At 67.0% G+C, this 20,685-nt stretch carries 21 protein-coding genes; 12 read left to right on the top strand and 9 right to left on the bottom strand.

What is annotated here, in order from left to right:
• Positions 1–106 precede the first annotated feature (106 nt).
• Positions 107–952 carry an aminoglycoside phosphotransferase family protein gene (locus AC1DDA_RS09665; RefSeq protein ID WP_476795580.1) on the bottom strand — a complete coding sequence of 282 codons (846 nt, stop codon included), beginning with the start codon at positions 950–952 and terminating at the stop codon, positions 107–109.
• A complete protein-coding gene (locus tag AC1DDA_RS09660; protein ID WP_441512754.1) occupies positions 949–1,716 on the bottom strand; it encodes an SDR family NAD(P)-dependent oxidoreductase in 768 nt (255 codons plus the stop codon). Before AC1DDA_RS09660 ends, AC1DDA_RS09665 begins: the two co-directional genes overlap by 4 nt.
• 33 nt (positions 1,717–1,749) lie before the next feature.
• Here AC1DDA_RS09660 and AC1DDA_RS09655 point away from each other — a divergent pair, with 33 nt between their 5' ends.
• Entirely contained in the window at positions 1,750–2,106 is a 357-nt protein-coding gene (locus tag AC1DDA_RS09655) for a VOC family protein (RefSeq protein ID WP_476795579.1), read from the top strand.
• A 65-nt stretch (positions 2,107–2,171) separates the two neighbouring features.
• The gene (locus AC1DDA_RS09650; protein ID WP_441512752.1) at positions 2,172–2,609 is read left to right on the top strand and encodes a DUF1489 family protein; all 438 of its coding nucleotides are present in this window, start codon (positions 2,172–2,174) and stop codon (positions 2,607–2,609) included.
• A 9-nt stretch (positions 2,610–2,618) separates the two neighbouring features.
• Here AC1DDA_RS09650 and AC1DDA_RS09645 read toward each other — a convergent pair whose 3' ends face one another.
• Both AC1DDA_RS09645 and panC read right to left on the bottom strand, forming a co-directional pair.
• On the bottom strand, positions 2,619–3,713 hold the full coding sequence (locus AC1DDA_RS09645; RefSeq protein WP_476795578.1) for a linear amide C-N hydrolase: 1,095 nt from the start codon (positions 3,711–3,713) through the stop codon (positions 2,619–2,621).
• A 117-nt stretch (positions 3,714–3,830) separates the two neighbouring features.
• Positions 3,831–4,679, bottom strand: a complete 849-nt coding sequence (panC, locus tag AC1DDA_RS09640; RefSeq protein WP_476795577.1) for a pantoate--beta-alanine ligase — start codon at positions 4,677–4,679, stop codon at positions 3,831–3,833.
• A 249-nt stretch (positions 4,680–4,928) separates the two neighbouring features.
• Here panC and AC1DDA_RS09635 point away from each other — a divergent pair, with 249 nt between their 5' ends.
• Positions 4,929–5,669, top strand: a complete 741-nt coding sequence (locus AC1DDA_RS09635) for a VWA domain-containing protein (protein ID WP_476795576.1) — start codon at positions 4,929–4,931, stop codon at positions 5,667–5,669.
• Positions 5,666–6,385 carry a DnaJ domain-containing protein gene (locus AC1DDA_RS09630; protein ID WP_476795575.1) on the top strand — a complete coding sequence of 240 codons (720 nt, stop codon included), beginning with the start codon at positions 5,666–5,668 and terminating at the stop codon, positions 6,383–6,385. The genes AC1DDA_RS09635 and AC1DDA_RS09630 overlap by 4 nt, the downstream gene beginning before the upstream one ends.
• A 157-nt stretch (positions 6,386–6,542) precedes the next feature.
• On the opposite strand, the gene AC1DDA_RS09625 is transcribed toward AC1DDA_RS09630, so the two are convergent.
• Positions 6,543–8,198, bottom strand: coding sequence for a D-alanyl-D-alanine carboxypeptidase (locus AC1DDA_RS09625; protein ID WP_476795574.1), 1,656 nt, complete (start codon positions 8,196–8,198; stop codon positions 6,543–6,545).
• 295 nt (positions 8,199–8,493) lie between these two features.
• On the opposite strand from AC1DDA_RS09625, the gene AC1DDA_RS09620 reads away from it, so the two are divergent.
• Positions 8,494–8,841, top strand: a complete 348-nt coding sequence (locus AC1DDA_RS09620; RefSeq protein ID WP_441512746.1) for a phasin family protein — start codon at positions 8,494–8,496, stop codon at positions 8,839–8,841.
• A 145-nt stretch (positions 8,842–8,986) separates the two neighbouring features.
• Here the strand turns inward: AC1DDA_RS09620 and AC1DDA_RS09615 are convergent, their stop codons facing one another.
• The gene (locus AC1DDA_RS09615; protein ID WP_476795573.1) at positions 8,987–9,373 is read right to left on the bottom strand and encodes an ACT domain-containing protein; all 387 of its coding nucleotides are present in this window, start codon (positions 9,371–9,373) and stop codon (positions 8,987–8,989) included.
• Between the two features lie 305 nt (positions 9,374–9,678).
• On the opposite strand from AC1DDA_RS09615, the gene AC1DDA_RS09610 reads away from it, so the two are divergent.
• Entirely contained in the window at positions 9,679–11,208 is a 1,530-nt protein-coding gene (locus AC1DDA_RS09610; RefSeq protein WP_476795572.1) for a UxaA family hydrolase, read from the top strand.
• A gap of 22 nt (positions 11,209–11,230) precedes the next feature.
• Here the strand turns inward: AC1DDA_RS09610 and AC1DDA_RS09605 are convergent, their stop codons facing one another.
• Positions 11,231–12,205, bottom strand: a complete 975-nt coding sequence (locus AC1DDA_RS09605; protein WP_476795571.1) for a VOC family protein — start codon at positions 12,203–12,205, stop codon at positions 11,231–11,233.
• Between the two features lie 239 nt (positions 12,206–12,444).
• On the opposite strand from AC1DDA_RS09605, the gene AC1DDA_RS09600 reads away from it, so the two are divergent.
• Positions 12,445–12,837 carry a hypothetical protein gene (locus AC1DDA_RS09600; protein WP_476795570.1) on the top strand — a complete coding sequence of 131 codons (393 nt, stop codon included), beginning with the start codon at positions 12,445–12,447 and terminating at the stop codon, positions 12,835–12,837.
• 156 nt (positions 12,838–12,993) lie between these two features.
• On the opposite strand, the gene AC1DDA_RS09595 is transcribed toward AC1DDA_RS09600, so the two are convergent.
• Positions 12,994–14,178, bottom strand: coding sequence for an aminotransferase (locus AC1DDA_RS09595; RefSeq protein WP_476795569.1), 1,185 nt, complete (start codon positions 14,176–14,178; stop codon positions 12,994–12,996).
• A 107-nt stretch (positions 14,179–14,285) separates the two neighbouring features.
• On the opposite strand from AC1DDA_RS09595, the gene AC1DDA_RS09590 reads away from it, so the two are divergent.
• The 3 genes from AC1DDA_RS09590 (at position 14,286) to AC1DDA_RS09580 (ending at position 17,099) form a co-directional block, all read left to right on the top strand.
• Complete coding sequence (locus tag AC1DDA_RS09590; protein WP_476795568.1) at positions 14,286–15,041, top strand: SIR2 family NAD-dependent protein deacylase; 756 nt, start codon at positions 14,286–14,288, stop codon at positions 15,039–15,041.
• A gap of 182 nt (positions 15,042–15,223) precedes the next feature.
• Positions 15,224–15,838, top strand: a complete 615-nt coding sequence (locus tag AC1DDA_RS09585; RefSeq protein WP_476795567.1) for a cold-shock protein — start codon at positions 15,224–15,226, stop codon at positions 15,836–15,838.
• A 379-nt stretch (positions 15,839–16,217) separates the two neighbouring features.
• On the top strand, positions 16,218–17,099 hold the full coding sequence (locus AC1DDA_RS09580) for an HD-GYP domain-containing protein (RefSeq protein WP_476795566.1): 882 nt from the start codon (positions 16,218–16,220) through the stop codon (positions 17,097–17,099).
• Positions 17,100–17,103: 4 nt separating this feature from the next.
• Here the strand turns inward: AC1DDA_RS09580 and AC1DDA_RS09575 are convergent, their stop codons facing one another.
• Positions 17,104–17,454: a HesB/IscA family protein gene (locus AC1DDA_RS09575; protein ID WP_441512737.1), complete on the bottom strand. Its 351-nt coding sequence runs from the start codon at positions 17,452–17,454 to the stop codon at positions 17,104–17,106.
• 86 nt (positions 17,455–17,540) lie between these two features.
• Here AC1DDA_RS09575 and AC1DDA_RS09570 point away from each other — a divergent pair, with 86 nt between their 5' ends.
• Together AC1DDA_RS09570 and argS are read left to right on the top strand one after the other, a co-directional pair.
• On the top strand, positions 17,541–18,794 hold the full coding sequence (locus tag AC1DDA_RS09570; protein ID WP_476795565.1) for a deoxyguanosinetriphosphate triphosphohydrolase: 1,254 nt from the start codon (positions 17,541–17,543) through the stop codon (positions 18,792–18,794).
• Between the two features lie 34 nt (positions 18,795–18,828).
• Positions 18,829–20,595, top strand: coding sequence for an arginine--tRNA ligase (gene argS / locus AC1DDA_RS09565; protein WP_476795564.1), 1,767 nt, complete (start codon positions 18,829–18,831; stop codon positions 20,593–20,595).
• The last annotated feature ends 90 nt before the right edge of the window (positions 20,596–20,685 follow it).

Raw genomic sequence — 20,685 nt, 5'->3', positions numbered from 1 at the left:
TCAGGCGGTTCCAGTCATGGTCGGACTTGTCCCGACCATCCAAGTCTTGGTCGATGCCGTGCGGCGAAGACGTGGATGCTCGCCACAAGGGTGAGCATGACGGCCCTCAGCCGTCCAACGCCGCAATCGCTCGGTTCGCAACGGCGAGATTGACCTCCGCCAGCGGGTCGCCATCCGCCATGAACCAACTGGCCGACAGCCCGCACCAGGCGACGATCCAGCGCAGCAGCCGCTTTCGCTCCAGCCCGGATTTCGCCAGCACGATCTCCAGCCGCCGCTCGAAGATGCCGGGCGCGACGGCGACCGGCGGCTCGGGATCGGCGAGGTCAGGGTCGCAGAACAGGATGGTGTATTCGAAAGCGCGGTCGCCGATCACCGATTTCGGGTCGATAGCGAGCCAGCCGCGGCCTTCGAAATCGAGGACATTGTCGTGATGCAGATGGGCATGGAGCGGCAGGATTTCCTGCTGGGTCGGCAGGAGCGCGCTCGCCTCCGCCGCTGCGCGGGCGAGCAGGCCGCCATGCCGGGCTGCGGCCGGGAATAGGTCCTTGAACCAGATGTCGAGCGGCATCAGCCCCGCGGGGGCCGGGCCGCGCGGTTGTTGTAAGGCGGCGATGGCGTCGCAGAGGATGGCGGTGGCCTCGTCATCGCCCTTCGCGCCGCTGCGGGCCATGGCGGCGAGCGAGCGCCGGCCCGTGGCGCGCTCGATCAGCATCGCCTCGCCATTCTCGCTGCGGGCGAAGAGGCGGGCGGCGCCGTCACCGCTCCAAAATTCCAGCGGCAGGTAACCGCGCCGCTCGTCCTCGCACGCCGGCAGCTTCAGCATGACCGGCGCGCCGTCTTGCAGGACGGGCAGGAGGCTGCTGGCGCGCGTCGTGATCGGCGCGCCATCCGGGACAAGGTCCCAGCGTGTGAGCCAGGGCTCGAACGAGCTTGGAGAAATCGCGTTCATCCGCGGCCGATGATCGGGAACTGCTCGGCTTCGTAGATCTGGCCCGAAACGGGCGCGCTGTCGTCGGAAAGCCAGAAGGCTGTATGGGCCGCAATCTCCTCCGGCTGCATGATGCGGCCGGTCGGCGCGTCGCGCAGCGGCAGATGGTTCTGCCAGCCGGGCTTTCGTCCCTCGCGCTGCTGCGTCGCGTCCTCGTTGGCGGTCCAGGTCCAGCCGACATTGAGCTGATTGGCGCGGATGCGCTCCGGGCCGAGCGTGTTGGCGAGATTGCGCGTCATCGTCATCAGCGCGCCCTTCGACATCGAATAGACGGTCAGGTTCGACAGCCCGCAATAGGCGTTGATCGAGCCGACGGTGACGATGGCGCCCGGCGACTTCTGGGCCCGGAAGGCGTGGATCGCGGCCTCGGCGCAGAGCAGCGGCGCCCGCGTGTTGATCGCGAACATATGGTCGAAGAAGGCGGCGGTGGTCTCGCCGAGGATGCCGCGCGGATAGATGCCGGCATTGTTCACGAGCCCGTCGATGCGGCCGAAGGCGCCGACCGTGGCATCGACGATGGCCTGTGCCGTGGCGGGCTCGGCGAGGTCGCCGGTGATGCCGCTGGCGGCGGTGCCGAGCCGGCCGACCGCCGCATCGACTTCGTCCCGGTCTCGGCCATGGATCAGTACCTTCGCCCCCTCGGCAATGAGGCGCTCGGCCATTGCATAGCCGATGCCGGTGGAGGAACCGGTGATGAGGATGGCCTTGCCTGCAAGTCCGCGCATGTTGATCGTCCGTAGCCTGTCGAGGGAAAGAGCATGACGGTGAAGCGTATCGTGGCGAACATGCTAGCCGCCGAACCGGCGCTGGCAAAACCCTTCTACGGCAGCATTTTTGAGATGCACCGCGTCATGGACCACGGCTGGATACAGACCTATGCGGCAGGCGGCGACCCCGCCGGGCCGCAGCTCAGCTTCGCCAGCGAGGGCGGCTCGGGCGCGCCGGTCCCGGACCTGTCGATCGAGGTCGATGACCTCGACGAGGTTCTGCGCAAGGTCGAGGCGGCCGGGCTGCCGATCGAATACGGGCCGGCCGAGGAGCCCTGGGGTGTCAGGCGCTTCTTCCTGCGTGACCCGTTCGGACGGCTCATCAATGTGCTGGCGCATCGCGGCTGAGGCGATCTGTGGAGAAGGGCCGGGGAGGCTGGTCGGCGGGCGCTTCGAGGCCTATTTTGCCGGCCATGTCCCTTCACCTGCTCAAGCTCTGCGTCGGCGCGGAATCGATCGGCGACCTCGAAGAGTGGATCGCCGAACGCCAGGCGCAGCGGCGTGCCCGTGGCGAGCCGGCCGAACAATTGCACACCACACGCATGGTGCCGAAGAAGGTCGAGGAAATCCTCGATGGCGGCTCGCTCTACTGGGTGATCAAGGGGCAGATCTCGGCGCGCCAGCGCCTGACCGATATCCGGCCCTTCACCGACGCCGAGGGTATCGGGCGCTGCCATCTCGTCATGGAGCCCGTGGTGGTTCCGGTCGAGCCACGCCCGTTCCGCCCGTTCCAGGGCTGGCGCTATCTCCAGCCCAAGGACGCGCCGCGCGATCTATCCGAGCATGGCGGCGATCTCGGCGAGATGCCGGAGGAATTGCGGCGGGAACTCGCGGGGCTCGGGTTGCTGTAGGCGACCGGCTCAGCCCTTCAGGCCGAGGAAGGCGAAGGGCTTGGCCGGGACGAAGCTCCCGGTCGCGTCCCCCGCATAGGTATGGTCCTGGTCCTTGCCGAGATCGAGCTTGCGGGTGCCGCCCGCAGTCGAGAAGTCGATCTTCTTGAGGTCCACCCAGAAGGTGTTCGGCGTCAGCGCGGACTCGAAGAAATACAGTTTGCGGGCATGGTCGAAGACCGTGCGCCAGCGCGTCGAGGAGATGTTCGGCTGGTCGGGCGTCGTCAGCCCATAGGGCACCGAGACGTTGCGGAGCACGCTGAAGACGCTGGCGACGGCGCGGTTCGGATCGGGGTCCTTCGGGATCGCGTTCGCGTAGAACGCGGCGCGGACGAAACGATCGGAGGCGCGGTTGGTGCCGGGCAGCATCACGGTGCCGCCGATCTGCTTCCAGTATTCGGCGAGCGCGAGCTGCTTCTCGAAGATCGGCGAGTTGGTCATGACCTGATAGGCGCGGTCATGATGGATGACCTGCCTGCCGCCGACATACTCGATGATGGCGCTGTCACCGCTGGAGTCGGAGAGCGAGAGATGCACGGTGGCGAGACGATTCTCGCCCGGCATCATGTCGGTGACGAGGGTGAAAGGTTCCTCGCGCAGCGCGGTGACCGCCTCGCTCACCGTGGCGAAGTTGTCGAGCACGTATTGCGCCCAGAGCGAGATGCTCAGCCCCGGCTTCGAGGCGGCCTCGAACTTCGGATATTCGGATTCGACCAGCCAGAGCAGATTGGCCGACAGCCCGGCCTCGTTGACGCCGTCGCTGCTGGAGATGTCGTAGGCGGAGGCGATCACGCTGCCATGTTTCGCCGTCCAGCGCACGGTGTTGGCGCCGGTCTCGCCGGTACGCTCGACGCCGCGCGGCAGGATCCAGAGATTGGTGGCGATGTCGCTCTTCCAGTCCATCGAGCGCGCTGTGACAACGCTGCCATTCGCCCCGAAATAGACGAAGCGCGTGCAGGCCTGGGCAGCCGTGTCGGCGAGCAGCGCGCAGGCGAGAAGTATGGCGGCGCCCCGGCGTAGGAACGCGTTTCGGCCGCGCGCTGCGCTCCCCGATATATGGACCATCCACCGCTCTCCTCTGGCGCAGGCGCTTTCAGCATGCCGACCGCTAACCAGACGGCTGCCCGGATGCGGCCAGCGTAGCGTTTCCGTTTGACGCCGCAATCACAGCGGCGGCGGCTTTCAGACCGGGATGTTGTCGATCAGGCGTGTGCCGCCGATGCGGGCGGCGAGCAGCAGGCGGATCGGCCCATCCGCCAGCCCGGTAATCGGGGCCAGCGTCTCGGCGTGGCGGGCTTCGAGATAGTCGAGTTCGAAGCCGGCGGTGATGATCTCGTTCTGCGCGTCGGCGACCGCCCGGAACAGCGGATCCTCGTTGCGGATGCGCGCGGCAAGGACCTGCATCACGCGGTGGAGGACCGGCGCCAACGCCCGATGCTCGGGCGAGAGGTAGCGGTTGCGCGAGGACATGGCGAGGCCGTCCGCCTCGCGGAATGTCGCGAGAGGAACGACGGTGATGCCGAGATCGAGATCACCAGCCATCCGCGTGACGACCTTGAGCTGCTGATAGTCCTTTTCGCCGAAGATCGCCCAATCGGCGCGGGACTGCGTGAAGAGCTTGCAGCAGATTGTCGCGACGCCCTCGAAATGCGTCGGGCGGAAGCGGTCTTCGAGGCCGACGGCGGCCGGACCCAGCAACAGCACCCGCGTGGCGAAGCCCGCCGGATACATCTCTTCGACCGAAGGGAAGAAGACGGCATCGGCGCCGGCAGCGAGGAGCTTGGCGCAGTCGTCGTCGAAGGTGCGCGGGTACTTCTTGAAATCCTCGTGCGGAGCGAACTGGGTCGGGTTGACGAAGATCGAGACGATCACCCGCTTCGCGTGGCGTTGGCCTTCGGTGACCAGCGCCATGTGGCCCGCATGCAGCGCGCCCATGGTCGGCACCAGCGCGACCTTTTCGCCGGCCGCGTGCCAGCCGGCGACCGCTTCGCGCATCGCCGCGACCGTCTCGAAAACCGTGATCCCAGCCATGGACTTCTCTTTCTCGTCTGCGTCGATCTTCGCAGCCCTCATCCTGAGGATCCGCGTAGCGGCGTGTCGAAGGATGCCCCAGGAAGTTGCGGAACCACCTGAAGCAGCTTTCGAGACGCGGACTTCGTCCGCTCCTCAGGATGAAGCCTGAGAGGAACAGGCCGATCTCCGTCCGGGACGGGTAGCAAATCCGGTGTCGATGGCCAATATCAGAACCAACGAGAACGATTCCGTCGGATCGATGGGTTGATGAGCGACAAGAACGATCGCGCTGTCGGCAAGACCGCCGCGACCACGCCGACAGGGCATTCGCAGCCGGGCGAAATCGACCGCTTCCTCGGAGCGGCGAAGCGGCTGGCGCCGCTGGCAACGGGCCAGGCCGGACGGCTGGTCTTCGCGCTCGATGCCACGATGAGCCGCCAGCCGAGCTGGGATCTCGCCTGTTCGCTGCAGGCCCGGATGTTCGAGGTCGCCGGACAGAGCGGCGGGCTTGCCGTCCAGCTCGTCTATTTCCGGGGTATCGGCGAATGCCGCGCCTCGGGATGGGTCGGCGAGCCCGAACGACTGACCGGGTTGATGCGCAGGATCGCCTGCGAGGGCGGGCAGACGCAGATTGCCCGCGTTCTGCGCCATGTCCGCGACGAGGCGGCAAAGGTGCCGTTGCGCGCTTTCGTCTTTGTCGGCGACGCAATGGAAGAGGATGTCGATGCGCTGGGGGCGCTGGCGGGCGAGCTCGGCCTGCGCGGCATCCGCGGCTTCGTTTTCCAGGAGGGGGGCGATCCCGCCGCGAGCGCGGCCTTCGCGACGATCGCGCGGCTGACCGGCGGCGCGCATGCGCGCTTCGACGTGACGGCGCCGGCTTCGCTATTGGAACTGCTGCGCGGCGCGGCGGCTTACGCCGCTGGCGGGCGCGAGGCAATGCTGCGGCTCGCCGGATCGAGCCCGGCGGTCAAGGGCCTGCTCGCGGCCATGGACGGAGGGCGCAAGTGAGCCTGCTCTACGGCGTTGCCGTCCTGATCCTGGTCTGGTGGCTGGCGAAGCTCTTCGCCGGGACCAATCCTAAAATGCTTGCGCGGCTGATGAAGACTGTCGGCGGCGTCGCCGCGCTCGGCGTGGCCGGGCTGCTGATGGTGCGCGGACGCCTTGATATGGCGCTCTTTCTCGGCGGCATCGGCGCCTGGCTGCTCGGCTGGAGCGCGACAGGGCCGGGCGGCATCCGTTTTCCTTGGGCCGACCGGTCCGGGCCGAGCCCGGGCGCCAGCTCGAAGGTCGGCTCGGCGCTGCTGGAGATGGAGCTCGACCACGACAGCGGCGCGATGACCGGCAGCGTCAAGGCGGGCGCCTTCGCGGGCCGGCCGCTCGACAGCCTGGGAATGAGCGAGCTCAGCGCGCTGATGCGCGAATGCCTGGCGCGCGATCCCGATGGTGCGCGCCTGCTAGAGGCATATCTCGACCGCCGGTCGCCCGGCTGGCGTGAAGACGCTCAGCGTGATCGCGACGCGGGGCAGGGCGGCGCGCCGGGCACGGGCGCGATGACGCAGCAGGAGGCCTACGAGATCCTGGGGCTTCAGCCGGGGGCGAGCGAGGAGGCGGTCCGCGAAGCCCACCGGGCTTTGATGAAGCGCATCCACCCGGATGCCGGGGGCACCAGCGGCCTTGCCGCTCGCGTCAACCAGGCCAAGGACGTCCTTGTGAAGCAGCGATAGCGAAGGGTGCGGGGAGTGCGTCTGCGACATGGCGTGAACTCCTTTCCCTGGCCGGTCAGCCCGCCCTGCGTCCTGACGGACGCAGGTTCGGCGATCTGTCTTTGCCATTGCGCATCGGATTCTCCCGAAAACCGGATTCCACTTTTCGGTCCAGTGCTCAGCTGCGGGTGGCGAAGCAGGAGAAGCCGCCGCGCTTCAGCTGCGCGCAGGCGTTCTGCGCGTCCTTCGGATCTTCAAAACCGGCGAAGCGGGCGCGGAAAAGGGTGGAGCCGCCCTTCTCGACCTTCTCGGTGAAGGGCGAGGCGCTGGCGAGCGAGCCGGAAGCCTTGGCGCGGGCACGGGCCAGGATCTCCTTGGCCTTACCCTCGTCATCGGTCGCACCGAGCTGGATCACCCATTTTCCGGAGGCCACGACCGCAGCCTGATGAGACATGGCGGGAGCGGGCTCGGGGGCCTGCGCCTTGGCCGGGGCGGCTTCCGCCTTGCGGGCCATGCTGGCGGCCGGCGCTTCGGCCTTTGCCTCGGCGATCTTCACCGGCTCGGCGACGGGCTCGGGCGCCCTGGCGATCGAGGAGGTGACGTCGACATTCGCCGGCGGGCGCAGAACCTTGGCGTCGGCCGGCTGGGCGCCGATCGACCAGCGCATGGCTGACGGCGTCGTGGTCGCGGAGACCGGGCGCATGCCGGAGATCTGCAGCGGCTGGCCACCGGCGACAGCGACCGGGCGCGGCGGCGCGATCGGCGTGGTGGTCGGCATCGGGGCATAGGCGCGGGCGGCGGCCGGAAGAGGCTGTTGCTCTTCAGCCTGCGGCTGCTGGCGCGGGCGCGGAACCGGGATGGGCGCCGGCTCGGCAGCGGCCTGCTGGCTGGCGGCAGCGCGCGGGCGCTCCTCCGGCTCAGGCGCCTCGGCGACCATCACCGAGGAACGGCCACTGGTCGCAGCGCGCGGCAGATTGGCGAGCACAAGATCCGTCATGATCTTGTCGCGCGAAGCGCCGGAGCGGCCGCCGAGCACGACCGAGACGACGTGCCGGCCTTCCGACTTGGCCGAAGTCATCAGGTTGAAGCCGGAGGCGCGGGTGTAGCCGGTCTTGATGCCGTCGACGCCCTCGACCTTGCCGAGCAGGCGGTTATGGCCGCGGATGGTGCGGCTGCCATACTGGAACGCCCGCGTCGAGAAGAGCGGGTAGTATTTCGGGAAGCGCTCCTGGATGGCGCGGGCGAGAATGGTGAGGTCGCGCGCGGTCGTCAGGTTCGGCGGCGAATGCGGCAGGCCGTGCGGGTTGTAGAAGCGCGTCGAGCTCATGCCGAGCGACCGCGCCTTGCGCGTCATCTGCTCGGCGAAAGCCTCTTCGGAGCCGGCGATGTTCTCGGCGACGACGACAGAGGAGTCGTTGGCCGAGAGCGTGATCATGCTCTTGATCACATCCTCGACCGCAATGGTCGAGCCGGGGCGCAGGCCGAGCTTGGTCGGCGGCTGCGAGGCGGCGTAGGACGAGACCTTCAGCTCGGAATCCATCGAGAAGCGGCCGCGCTCCATCTGCTCGAACAGCATGTAGAGCGTCATGACCTTGGTGAGCGAGGCCGGGATGCGCGCGGCATCCTCGTTGACCGCGTGCAACGTGCGGCCGGTCCTGGCATCGACCACCATCGCCGCGTAGGGCGGCGTGTAGCCGCCGCCTGCGGCATGATGCCGGCGCTTGCGCGCCTCGGCCGGGGAGGAGGCCATCGTGGCCGCGACTGCGGCGATGCCGATCAGCCCGACAACGGCCCGCAGACGCGGCCGCTGAAACACAACGCAACCCAGAACCATGAACTCGCCTCGAACTCACTGTCGTTCCCGTCCCGCGCTCATTTTCGTGGCACGCAGGACACAGTAGGGGGAGGTTAGGAGGATGCGGTTACGGAGCCGTTAAAACTTGAACGGTTGCGACCGGAACGATCTGCGTTTGGTGCAATGCAGCGTCCTGTTGACATTCATGTTGCAATGCACAATATGACGCCAGTCCCGGTGGTGATCTCTTCATACGACCTTGGGGCGACGCGTAGGGCCGCTTTGGGCCCATTCACTCTGAGGCGGCACCCAAGGTGCCAGGGAGAGACGACCCATGATCCAGCAGTTCGAGACCATCCAGAAGGCTTCCAAAGAGAACGTCGACGCCGCCCTGAAGGCTTTCGGCGTCACCTCCAAGAGCGTGCAGACGATCGCCGTCGAGGCGACCGACTACGCCAAGAAGTCCTTCGAGGCCGGCACCGCCACGCTCGAGAAGCTCGCCGGCGTGAAGACTTTCGACAAGGCCCTGGAGATCCAGGCCGACTACTTCAAGACTTCGTTCGAGGGCGCGGTCGCCCAGCTCACCAAGATGGGCGAGCTCTACACCGCTCTCGCCAAGGACGCCTACAAGCCGTTCGAAGGCATCGTCGCGAAGGCTGTCCCGACCGCTCCGAAGGCGTGATGCCGGCAGGCCGCCGAAAGGTGGCCTGACCTTGAGCGAGTTTCGGTTGCGTATGGAGCCCGGTCGTGAGACCGGGCTTTTCTGTTGGGGCCGACGGGCTCGGCGTTACGGTGTGAATATCGGGCGTTCGCCGCCAGGCCCGGCATCAAGCTTCGAAAATATGGCCAGCGCGCTCGAGCACGTTTTTGGATTTATCCCAATCGCCGCCGGGGACGAGGATATGCTCGCCGTCGAAGGTGCAAATCACGAAGACACCGATGCCATTGGCGGAGAGGGGCTCAATTAGCGAGCGCACGATTCCGGTCGCATTGAAGGGGATGGGGCCGATGCTGCGGAAGCAGCGCCAATTCAACTCGGCTTCGACTGTTTCCGGAATCCGCTCCTGCAGGCAGACAAGAGTGAGTTCGTCGCCGGCCCGTATCGCAGCGGAAAAGCCAGGGCCGTCGAACCAGTTCGGAAGAGGCGATGCGGCTCCAAGCCGCGCGACGCCGTAAACGCCGGAAACGCTGCGCAGCTTTACGGCAATCGACATCGTCGTCCCCTCCGTGGCGCGGTCTTCACTTCCGCGCGTCCGCCGGCCTGGGAGCGGCGTTGCCCCCTGAGCCGGCCCTTTGATCCCTTCGCCGCGACATCGGGAGGCGAGGCCGATGGACTTGTCACGAAACAGATTTCAATCCGCAAGGCCATCCCGGCACATCGTCGGTCTCGCAGTGGCGGTCGATTGCGCAGGAGTGCATGCCGACCTTCTTTTTGAACCGATTGAAAACGCGGCCCGTTGGGCGCATCTCTAGGGGGGAATGCGCCGCCGTCGCGGTGCCGGAGGTTTCGGTTCTCGCCATGCTCGACAAATCAGTGCCGCCCCGCACGCTCAAGCTCAACGCCGCCGACAATGTCGTCGTTGCGGTCGACCCGGTCGATGCCGGCGTGACGGCGGCGGGCGTCGAGGCGCTGAAGCGGATCCCGCGCGGGCACAAGATGGCGATCACCCCGATCGCCAAGGACCAGCCGATCCGCAAGTTCGGGCAGATCATCGGCTTCGCGACGAACGACATTGTGCCGGGCGAATGGGTGCACGAGCACAATACCGGCTTCCATGCCTTCGATCGCGACTACGCCTTCAGCGCCGAGGCCAAGCCCGAATTCGTGCTGCCGGTCGAGCAGCAAGCGACGTTCGAGGGCTTCCGCCGGGCCAATGGCAAGGCCGGCACGCGCAACTATGTCGGCATCCTCACTTCGGTGAACTGCTCGGCCTCCGCCGCGCGCTTCATGGCCGAGGAGGTGAAGCGTTCCGGTTTGCTCGACGATTATCCCAATGTCGACGGGGTGATCGCGCTCACCCACGGCACCGGCTGCGGCATCGACTACAATGGCGAGAGTTTCGAGGTGCTGAAGCGCACCACCTGGGGCTATGCCTGCAACCCCAACATGGCGGCGGTGCTGGTCGTGGGCCTCGGCTGCGAGGGCTTCCAGATCAGCCGCATGAAGGAGGCCTATGGCGTCACCGAGAGCGACGTCTTCCGCACGCTGACGATCCAGGAGACGGGCGGGACGAAGAAGGCCGTCGCCGCCGGCATCGACGCGCTGAAGACCATGCTTCCGATCGCCAACAAGGCGGCGCGCGAGACAGTGCCGGCTTCCGAGCTGATGCTTGCGCTGCAATGCGGCGGCTCGGATGGCTATTCGGGCATCACCGCCAACCCGGCGCTGGGGGCCGCCGTCGACATCCTCGTCGAGCATGGCGGCACGGCGATCCTCTCCGAGACGCCCGAGATCTACGGCGCCGAGCATCTGCTGACGCGCCGCGCCGCGACGCGCGAGGTCGGCGAAAAGCTCGTCGGCATCATCAAGTGGTGGGAGGATTATACCGAGCGCGCCCGGATGAGCATGAACAACAACCCCTCGCCGGGAAACAAGGCGGGCGGGCTCACCACCATCCTGGAGAAGTCGCTCGGCGCTGCCGCCAAGGCCGGCACCAAGACGCTCTCGGCCGTCTATCACTATGCCGAGCCGGTGACGGGGAAGGGCTTCGTCTACATGGACACGCCCGGCTACGACCCCGTCGCGGCGACCGGGCAGGTGGCCGGCGGCGCCAATATCCTCGCCTTCACCACCGGCCGCGGCTCCGCCTATGGCTGCAAGCCGACGCCCTCGATGAAGCTCGCGACCAATATGCCGATCTACGAGAAGATGATCGACGACATGGACATCAATTGCGGCGATGTGCTCGACGGCGTCTCGCTGGAGCAGAAGGGCCGCGAGATCTTCGAGAAGCTGCTCAAGGTCGCCTCGGGCGAGAAGACCAAATCCGAGCAGCTCGGCTATGGCGACGCCGAATTCGTGCCCTGGCAGATCGGCGCAACGATGTAAGGCCGGCCCGGCAGGGCTTTCCTCAGCCCTGCAGCAGCCTGACGCGCGTGCCCCAGGGGTCGAGGCTCTCGAACCCGCCGGAGAGCGGCGTCGTCGCGATGCCGGCTGCAGTGAGGCGGTCGGCCTGAGCGGCCATCAGCTCCGGCTTGTCCGCCATCAGCGAGAACCAGGCGAGGCCGGTGCTGCCTTCGTCGCGCGGCCCCGCGCCGGCGCTGTTCCAGGTGTTCAGCGCCAGGTGATGATGGTAGCTGCCCGAGGACAGAAAGCTCGCGGTGTCACGCCGGCTCGTCGGCGCCAGACCCAGCAGATCGCGATAGAAGCGGTCGCCAGCATCGACATCGCCGACGCGCAGGTGGATGTGCCCGATGCGCAGCCCGTCCGGCGCCTTGGCGTAGTCGGTTGCGCGCGTATCGGTGAGCGCCAGGATGCCGTCGACGTCGAGCCGGTGGGTGCCCATCACGACGCGGCCGTTTTCCCAGCGCCAGCCTTCGGCGGGGCGGTCGGCATAGACCTCGATGCCGTTGCCTTCGGGATCGTTGAGATAGACGGCCTCGCTGACGCTGTGGTCGGCGAAGCCCGTCAACGGCGTGCGGTTGCGCGCGACATGGATCAGCCAGCGCGCCAGATCGCGCCGACTCGGCATCAGGAAAGCGATGTGGAAGAGCCCAGCGGCGGTCGGAGGCTCCAGCGCCGCATCCGGCCGCGGCTCCAGCGTGAGCAGGGCGCCTTCGCCGGTGCCGAGCGTGACGGAGGCGGCGCCGCGCGCCAGCACGGACAGGCCGATGACGTCGCGGTAGTAGTTGGTCACACGCTCGACATCGCGCACCTTGAGCGCCGCGGCGCCCACCCTGATCGGCGTCCTGCTGCCGAAGCCCGGCCCCGCTGCCGGCGCCGCGACCGGTCCCCCCTCGGCGCGGGCGGCGAAGGTTGCGGCCGCTGCGAGCGAGGAGGCTCCTGCGAGCTGAAGCAGGGTGCGGCGGGTGTGGGCGCTGTTCATCGCTCGGAATGCTCACACATTGGAGAAAACGTGCCGCTTCAAGGCCATGAAATTCCGCCCGGCGCATCTCACAAGCGCGTGGGCGGATTTTCCGCCGACGATTTTCGGCAGGTCTGCCAGCAGGGCTGGGGCGATTTTTCGCGACGCCCTGAACCGGATCGGTTCTGGCTGCGACCAAGCAGCGGGCCGGCGCGACCAGTCGAGGTGGGCCGGCTTATCTGCCATCGGTTGGGGACATCATGAAGACCGTGTTTCTCGTAACGATCCCGCGTGTTCTGCTCGGGCTGCTTTTCCTCGTCAGCGCTATCGACGGCTTTTGGTGGCTGGCGACCGGGACCAATCTCATTCATCCGCCGACGAGCGAACGCGGGCTCGCCTTCGAGGCGGCCCTTCAGAACTCGGGCTTCATCTGGCCGATGGTCAAGGCGGTGAACCTGGTGGGGGGACTGAGCCTGCTGTTCAACCTGGCGCCGGCCTTGGGCCTCGCGCTGCTCGCGCCGATCATGACGGTGATCGTGTTCTTCCACCTCGTGCTGAACCCGCAGGGCCTTCCCGTTGCGCTCATCGTGGCGGTGCTGGGCTTGCTGCTGGTCTTCGCCTATCGCGACCGCTACCGGGCGCTGTTCCGGTAGAAGCGGTCTCCTGTACGGAAGCTCTGGCCCATTCTCGCGTCATGGTCGGGCTTGGCCCGACCATCCACGTCTTCGTTCACAATATGCGGTGCCCAAGACGTGGATGCTCGCCACAAGGGCGAGCATGACGGGGCAACTGCGCTCCCGGCAAATCTCTCAGATCGAGAAGCCCTTGAGCCGGTCGCCGAGCAGGCCGATCCGCTCGGCTGCGACATTGGCGATCGCGATGCGCAGATGGTTTTCCTGCCCAGGCCCGAAATAGGGGCCGGGCAGGGCGAGGACGCCGCGCTCTTCGACCAGGCGGCGCACGACCTCGGCTGCCGGCGCGCCTTCGAAGGGATGGGCGACATAGGCGAAATAGGCGCCTGCCGACAGCACACGCCAGTCGTTCAGCGGCGCCATCGCCCCGCGGAACGATGCCGCGCGGTCGTTGATCTCGGCGCGGTTGCGCTCGCGCCAGTCGCGGATGCCGTCGATGCCCCAGGTGATGGCGGCCTGCCCGGCTCGAACCGGGCTGATCTGCACGCAGTCGAGCACCTTGCCGATCTGGGTTAGGACGGCCTCGCCTGCCGTAATGGCTCCGAGCCGCCAGCCGGGAACGGCATAGGCCTTCGAGAAGCTGTAGAGACCGATCACTGAATCCTGCCAGCCGCTTGCGGCGAAGACCTCATGCGGCGTCGCGACGCTTGCGGGCAGGAAATCGCGATAGGTCTCGTCGAGCACCAGCCAGATGCCGCGCCGGGCACAGAGTGCGGCGAAGACCGCGATGGTTTCCGGCGGATAGACCGCGCCCGTCGGGTTGTTGGGCGTGACCAGCACGATCGCGCGGGTGCGATCGTCGATCAGCGCCTCTGCCGTCGCCGCGTCGGGGACGAACCCGGCCTGGGGTGCACAGGGCAGCGGGCGTGGCTCGATGCCGAGCATTGTCAGCGTCATCTCGTGATTGAAGTACCAGGGCGTCGGCAGCAGCACGTTGTCGCCGGCTCGGGCGAGCGCCATCATGGTCACGGCATAGGCCTGATTGCAGCCCGAGGTGACGGCCACTTCGCCGGCGGCGAAGGGGGCGCCGTAGATCCGCGAAATCTCCGCCGCATAGGCTGCGCGCAGCGATGCGTCACCGGTGATGCTGCCATAGCGCGTGGCGGAGGCGTCCGCAGCCGCCTCGGCGAGCTTGTCGAGCAGCACCTGCGGCGGCGGCGAGCCGGGGACGGCCTGCGACAGGTCGACCAGCGGTCCGAAGCGCCCGTCATAGGCGCGCGCCCAGCCCTGGGCCTCGGGGATGGGCGGGGTGCCGGTGTCGATGAGATCGGGATTGAGCGGGGCGAGCAGGGGCGTCGGCATGATCCGACTGGTTTGCTGCCTGCGCCTCGTTGCGTCAATCGCCTTGGAAGCGTCGCAAGCGCGGCCCATATCTGGCGGGCTTCCAGTTCAACCGGGTGAGCGCAGCCATGCAGGACGAGACCGAGGACGCGATCGCCGAGCTTCATGCGATGCTCGACCGGGCCGACAGCATTCTCAGCTTCACAGGCGCCGGCATCTCGACGGAATCGGGCGTGCCGGATTTCCGTTCGCCCGGTTCGCCCTGGATGGTCAACAAGCCGATCCCGTTCGAGGCGTTCGTGCAGAGCCGCGAGGCGCGGATCGAGGCCTGGCGGCGCAAATTCACGATGGACGACCACTATCGCGAGGCCCGGCCCAATATCGGCCATCAGGCCCTGGCGAAGCTGGTCGCGGACGGGCGTTCCCCCGCCATCGTGACCCAGAACATCGACGGGCTGCACCAGGCCTCCGGCGTGCCGGCCGATCAGGTGATCGAGCTGCACGGCAACGGCACCTACGCGACCTGCCTCACATGCGGCTGGCGCCATGAGCTCGCAGCGATCCGCCCGGCCTTCGAGGCGAGCGGCGAGCCGCCGAGCTGCATCATGTGCACGGGGCCGGTGAAATCGGCGACGATCTCTTTCGGCCAGGCGATGCCGCAGGAGGCGATGATGCGGGCGCAGGCGCTTGCGCTGGATTGCGACCTCTTCCTCGTCGTCGGCTCGTCGCTGGTCGTCTACCCGGCGGCGACGCTGCCCGTGATCGCGAAGCGGCAGGGCGCGAAACTCGTCATCCTCAATCGGGAGCCGACGGAGCTCGATCCGATCGCCGATCTCGTCATCCGCGCGGAAAGCGGAGCGGCCTTGGGGCGGCTCGCCCCCTGAGTCGATAGGCTCGATAGGAGCGATCCGAGGCCGGTCCCGCATCCGGACGGGCGCGAGCGGCAGTTTCCGCACCATCGGAGCCCGCGGAGATGTGGACGACGGCGTGGGGGCTGTATACCGCATCCTTAGCGATGCTATCGTGGCTACACGAATCAAGCGTTGTGCGTGGGGGCGAGCGGCACATGTCCGACGAATTCGGTGAGAGTGGGCGGCCACCGATCGGTCCCATCCAGTCACTCAACCGCGTCATGCGGCTCGATGGGCCAAGCGGTCACGCTTCCGAGGTTCCGGTCGAGATTGCCGGCTACGTCAAATGGTTCGACGTCTCGAAAGGTTACGGTTTCGTCGTTCCCGAAACGGGCGGCGCCGATATCCTCGTGCATGTCACCATTCTGAAGCGCGATGGTTTCAATACGATAGCGGAAGGCGCTCGCATCGTGCTCGAAGCCGTCGAGAAGAACCGCGGGCGCCAGGCCGTGAGGGTGCTCTCGATCGACACCTCCTCCGGGCGCCACCCCTCCGAGATGCCGATGGCGCGCACGAACGTCGCGGTTACGCCGACCAGCGGGCTCGAGCTCATGGTGGTGAAATGGTTCAACCGGCTGCGCGGCTTCGGCTTCGTCTCAAAGGGCGAGGGCGCACCCGACATCTTCGTGCATATGGAGACGCTGCGGCGCTACGGCCTCGTCGAGTTGATCCCGGGACAGACCGTTCTGGTGCGCTACGGCCCCGGGCCGAAGGGGTTGATGGCCGCAGAGATCAGGCTCGAGCAGGGCGGTGCTGCCGTCTCGCATTGACGAACCGCTAAGCATGACGACGAAATCGGGCGCGTCGCCGGGCCGCTGTCGGCGACATTCCGGCCGATCGGCTTAAGCACGCAGTTCGCTTTTACGCTTCCTCAATCGACGCGCTTATGATGAGGCTTTCTCGGGAGGCCTCTCCATCCTCGTTCTCGTCAGCGATCACGACGGCCGGCGCCATTCACTGCAGCGTACGCTCTCGCTCTGGGGCGCCTGTTCGGCGTGCGGCCCGAGCGAGCTGGGCTCCGTAACGGCAAGCGGTCGGCTGCTCGTCGTCGATCTCGACCTGTCGAGCCGCGCCGCCATCGAGACGGCGCGTACCATCCTCGCACCCTATCGACTCGCCGGAGCGCCCTGCCTTTTCTTGCTGGGAGACATGTCGCCGCGTTCCCAGACGCAGGCTCACGCACTCGGTGCGCGGGAGGTGCTGTCCGTCGACGCGCCTCGCTCCGTTCTGCTGGACAGGGTCGGCCATCTGCTCGGCTCGGCCGCCCCGACGAGCACCGGCGCCGGGCTCCAGGGCCGTTTCATCGCAGCCTCGGCAGCTCTCGGCGATCTGCTCGATGCGGCTGCGACCGGGGGACATCTGCCGGCAGCGGCGATCAACGGCAGCGTCGAGGCGCTCAATCGCGCGGCGGAAGGCGGTGACCTCGACGCGTGGCTCGATCTCGTCTGGCAACATGACGACGCCACCTATCAGCATTGCCTGCTCGTCTCGGGGCTGACAGCCGCCTTTGCGCACCGCCTCGGCTTCGGCGAGGCCGATCGGCGGCTCATCACCGGCGCGGCCGTGCTTCACGACATCGGCAAGGCGCGGATTCCGCTCGCAATTCTGCGCAAGCCCGGCGGACTGACGGCGGAGGAGCGCGAGACCATCTGGCAACATCCGAAGATTGGCCATGACATGCTGGTCGCGCAGGGTGGATACGCGCCGATGATTCTGGCTGTGGTGCTTTCACACCACGAATATCTCGACGGATCAGGTTATCCGCACGGGCTGAACGCTGGCCAGATTCCGGATCCGGTGCGGATGATCACGATCTGCGACATCTATGCCGCCCTGATCGAGCGGCGCCCCTACAAGCCGCCGATGCCCCCGGAGGAGGCCTATGCCGTGCTGGTCGGGATGGCGGGAAAGCTCGATCGCGATCTGGTGCGGGTTTTTGGCGAAGTGATCGTCGCCGCCTCGGCCGCCCGCCTCGGACGGCATATCGAGACGAGGGCGATGCCGACGCGGCTGTCCGGAACCGCGGGCTAGGCACCTAGACGGCGAAGGAGGTTCCGCAACCACAGGAACTCGTCGCATTCGGGTTGGTGATGCGGAAGGACTGACCAATCAGGTCGTCGACGAAGTCGATGGTGCAACCCTCCAGCAGATCGAGCGAGGTCTCGTCGATCAGGACGGTCGCGCCGTCGCGCTCGATGACGAGATCGTCCGGCGCCCGCTCCCGGTCGACGTCGAAGATATATTGGAAGCCGGAGCAGCCGCCACCGGCGACGCTGACGCGCAGCATCGAGCCGGGCGGCTCCTGAGCCATCACCGAGAGAATTCGTTTCGCGGCATTTGCGGTGACCGCTATGCCGCGCGGGTTGACCGCAAGATCGGTCGACATGGGCAGATGCTCCTTGCACCCTGGTTGTCCTGAAAGGTAATGGCCCCGCAGCGCCTCTACAAGCACGGCGCCGCGACGGGGCTGCCATGCCGGATCCACAGAGCCCACCCTTCGGCTTTTCCTTCGCTGCCGGCATCGAGCCGGGAGAGCGCTGGCGCGCGCCTTATGCCTGCCGCTCCAGCATGAGCCGCGGGCGGCTCGTCGGCGAGCCGGCCTCCGCGACGCGCGGCGAATTCCAACGTGATCGCGACCGCATCATCCATTCGACCGCCTTCCGTCGGCTGAAGCACAAGACACAGGTCTTCGTGTCGCACGAAGGCGACCATTACCGGACCCGGCTGACCCACACGATCGAGGTCGCACAGATCGCCCGCGCCCTGGCGCGCGCGCTCGGCCTCGACGAGGACCTGGCCGAGGCGCTGGCGCTGGCGCACGACCTTGGCCATACGCCCTTCGGCCATACCGGCGAGGACGCGCTGGAAGAGTGCATGACCGGCTTCGGTGGTTTCGACCACAACGCCCAGACGCTCCGGATCGTGACGCGGCTGGAGCAGCGCTATGCCGATTTCGACGGACTCAATCTGAGCTGGGAGACACTGGAAGGCCTCGTCAAGCACAACGGCCCGTTGCTCGACCGAGAGGGCAGGCCGACGGCGCGTTATGCCAAGGCCGGCATCCCCATCGCGATCGTCGAGTATCAGCAGCGTCAGGATCTGTGGCTCGACAGCTATGCCTCGGCCGAAGCGCAGGCCGCGGCACTGGCCGACGACATCGCCTACAACGCCCACGACATCGACGACGGCCTGCGGGCCGGGCTGTTCGGCCATGCCGAACTCAGAGCCGTGCCGTTCCTGGCGGAACTGCTGGGCGAGATCGAGCGATTGCATCCGGGATTGGAACGGCCGCGCCTGACCAACGAGCTCGTCCGCCGGGTGATCACCCGATTCGTCGAGGACGTGATCCGGGAGGCGCAGGCGCGGCTCGCTGCGCTGGCGCCGGCCGACGCCGATGCGATCCGGCGCGCGGACGCGCCGGTCGTCGCCTTCTCGCCGGCGATCGAGGCCGCCGACCGCGACATCAAGGGCTTCCTCTATCCCAACATGTACCGGCACCCGCGGATCGCGCCGATCCGGGAGCAGGCGGCGCAGGTTGTGCGCGAGCTTTTCGAGCGTTTCAGCGCTGATCCCGCTGCAATGCCGGAGGAATGGGCGGCGGGCTGCGACGGGCTCGACGATCATCGCCGGATGCGCCGCATCGCCGACTACATTGCCGGCATGACGGACTGGTACGCGCTCGACGAGCACCGCCGCCTGTTTGACGTTACCCCCTCGCTGCGATAGGGCCGGGCGGCTTTCCTCCGCATTCGTGGCCCCAATGAACCTGTTCGAGATCTATTCCGCCCGTCTTCACGCCGCGCTCTCGGCACTCGCCGAGCGAGGCTCGCTTCCGGCCGGCCTCAATCTCGCGCGCGTCGTGGTCGAGCCGACCAAGGATCCGGCCCATGGCGATCTCGCCACCAATGCCGCGATGGTGCTGGCCAAGGATGCCGGCACGAACCCACGCGCACTGGCGGCGCTGCTGGTCGAGGAACTGGCGAAGGACCCGGAGATCACCAAGGCGGAGATCGCCGGCCCCGGCTTCATCAACCTGACGCTGCAGCCGGCCGTGTTCACGGCGGTGCTGAAGGCGGCCATCGAGGCCGGGCTGGATTACGGGCGCGGCGCGCAGAAGCCGGAACCCAGGGTCAATGTCGAGTATGTCTCGGCCAACCCGACCGGGCCGATGCATGTCGGCCATGGTCGCGGCGCGGTGTTCGGCGACGCGTTGGCGAGCCTGCTGGCCTTCGCCGGACATGACGTCACGCGCGAATACTACATCAACGATGCAGGCGCGCAGGTCGACGTGCTCGCCCGTTCGGCGTTCCTGCGCTACCGCGAGGCGCTGGGCGAGGATATCGGCGCGATCCCGGAAGGGCTCTATCCCGGTGATTATCTGATCTCGGTCGGGCAGTCGCTGGCCGACCGATACGGGCCGGCGCTGCGCGACAAGGCCGAGTGGGACTGGCTCCCGCTCGTCCGGCAGGCCGCGATCGACGGCATGATGGCGATGATCCGCGGCGATCTTGCTGCGCTCGGCGTCGTCCACGACCTCTTTTTCTCGGAGCGCTCGCTGCAGGGCAGGGACGGCGATGTCAACGCCGTGCACCAGACCATCGAGGATCTGCGCTCGCGCGATCTGGTCTATGAGGGCCGGCTGCCGCCGCCGAAGGGGCAAAAGGACGAGGACTGGGAGGATCGCGAGCAGACCCTGTTCCGAGCCACCCGGTTTGGCGACGATGTCGACCGGCCGCTGCTGAAATCGGACGGCAGCTACACCTATTTCGCCAACGACATCGCCTATCACCGCTCGAAGTTCGTTCGCGGCTTCCCGGAGATGATCGACGTCTGGGGCGCCGACCATGGCGGCTATGTCAAGCGCATGCAGGCGGCGGTGAAGGCGGTGACGAACGGGCAGGGCTCGCTCGACGTCAAGCTCTGCCAGCTCGTGCGCCTGCTGCGCAATGGCGAGCAGGTGCGCATGTCCAAGCGCTCCGGGGATTTCGTCACCCTGCGGGAGGTCATCGACGAGGTCGGCCGCGACGCCGTGCGCTTCATGATGATTTTCCGCAAGAACGACGCGACGCTGGATTTCGACCTCGCCAAAGTGGTCGAGCAGTCGAAGGACAATCCGGTCTTCTATGTCCAGTACGCGCATGCGCGCTGTGCTTCGATCTTCCGTCAGGCGCGCGAGGTTTTCCCCGATCTCGATCTCTCGCCGGCAGCGCTGGCCGGGGCCGATCTCTCGATCCTGACCGACGAGGCCGAAGTCGGCATTCTCAAGACGATCGCGGCCTATCCGCGAATCATCGAGGGAGCGGCCGCGGCGCACGAGCCGCATCGCGTGGCATTTTTCGTCCACGAACTGGCGAGCGCTTTCCACTCATTGTGGAACAAGGGCAAAGACTCGCCGCAATTACGATTCGTTAATCAAACTGATCGAAAGTCGACCTTGGCGAGATTGGCGTTCGTGCACGCGGTGCGCAGCGTCCTTGCTTCCGGTCTGGCTGTCGCCGGAGTTGCGGCGCCGGAAGAGATGCGCTGACGGAGATTTCCGGCGGCGCGCACGAGGTCAAGTTGACCGCGCGGGATATCGCCTTTTCCATAGGGAGAGGCGGCTCGTGCTGCAATGGAT

Source organism: Allobosea sp. 10N428 (assembly GCF_056394545.1).
This window is presented reverse-complemented; position numbering and strand designations above follow the sequence as displayed.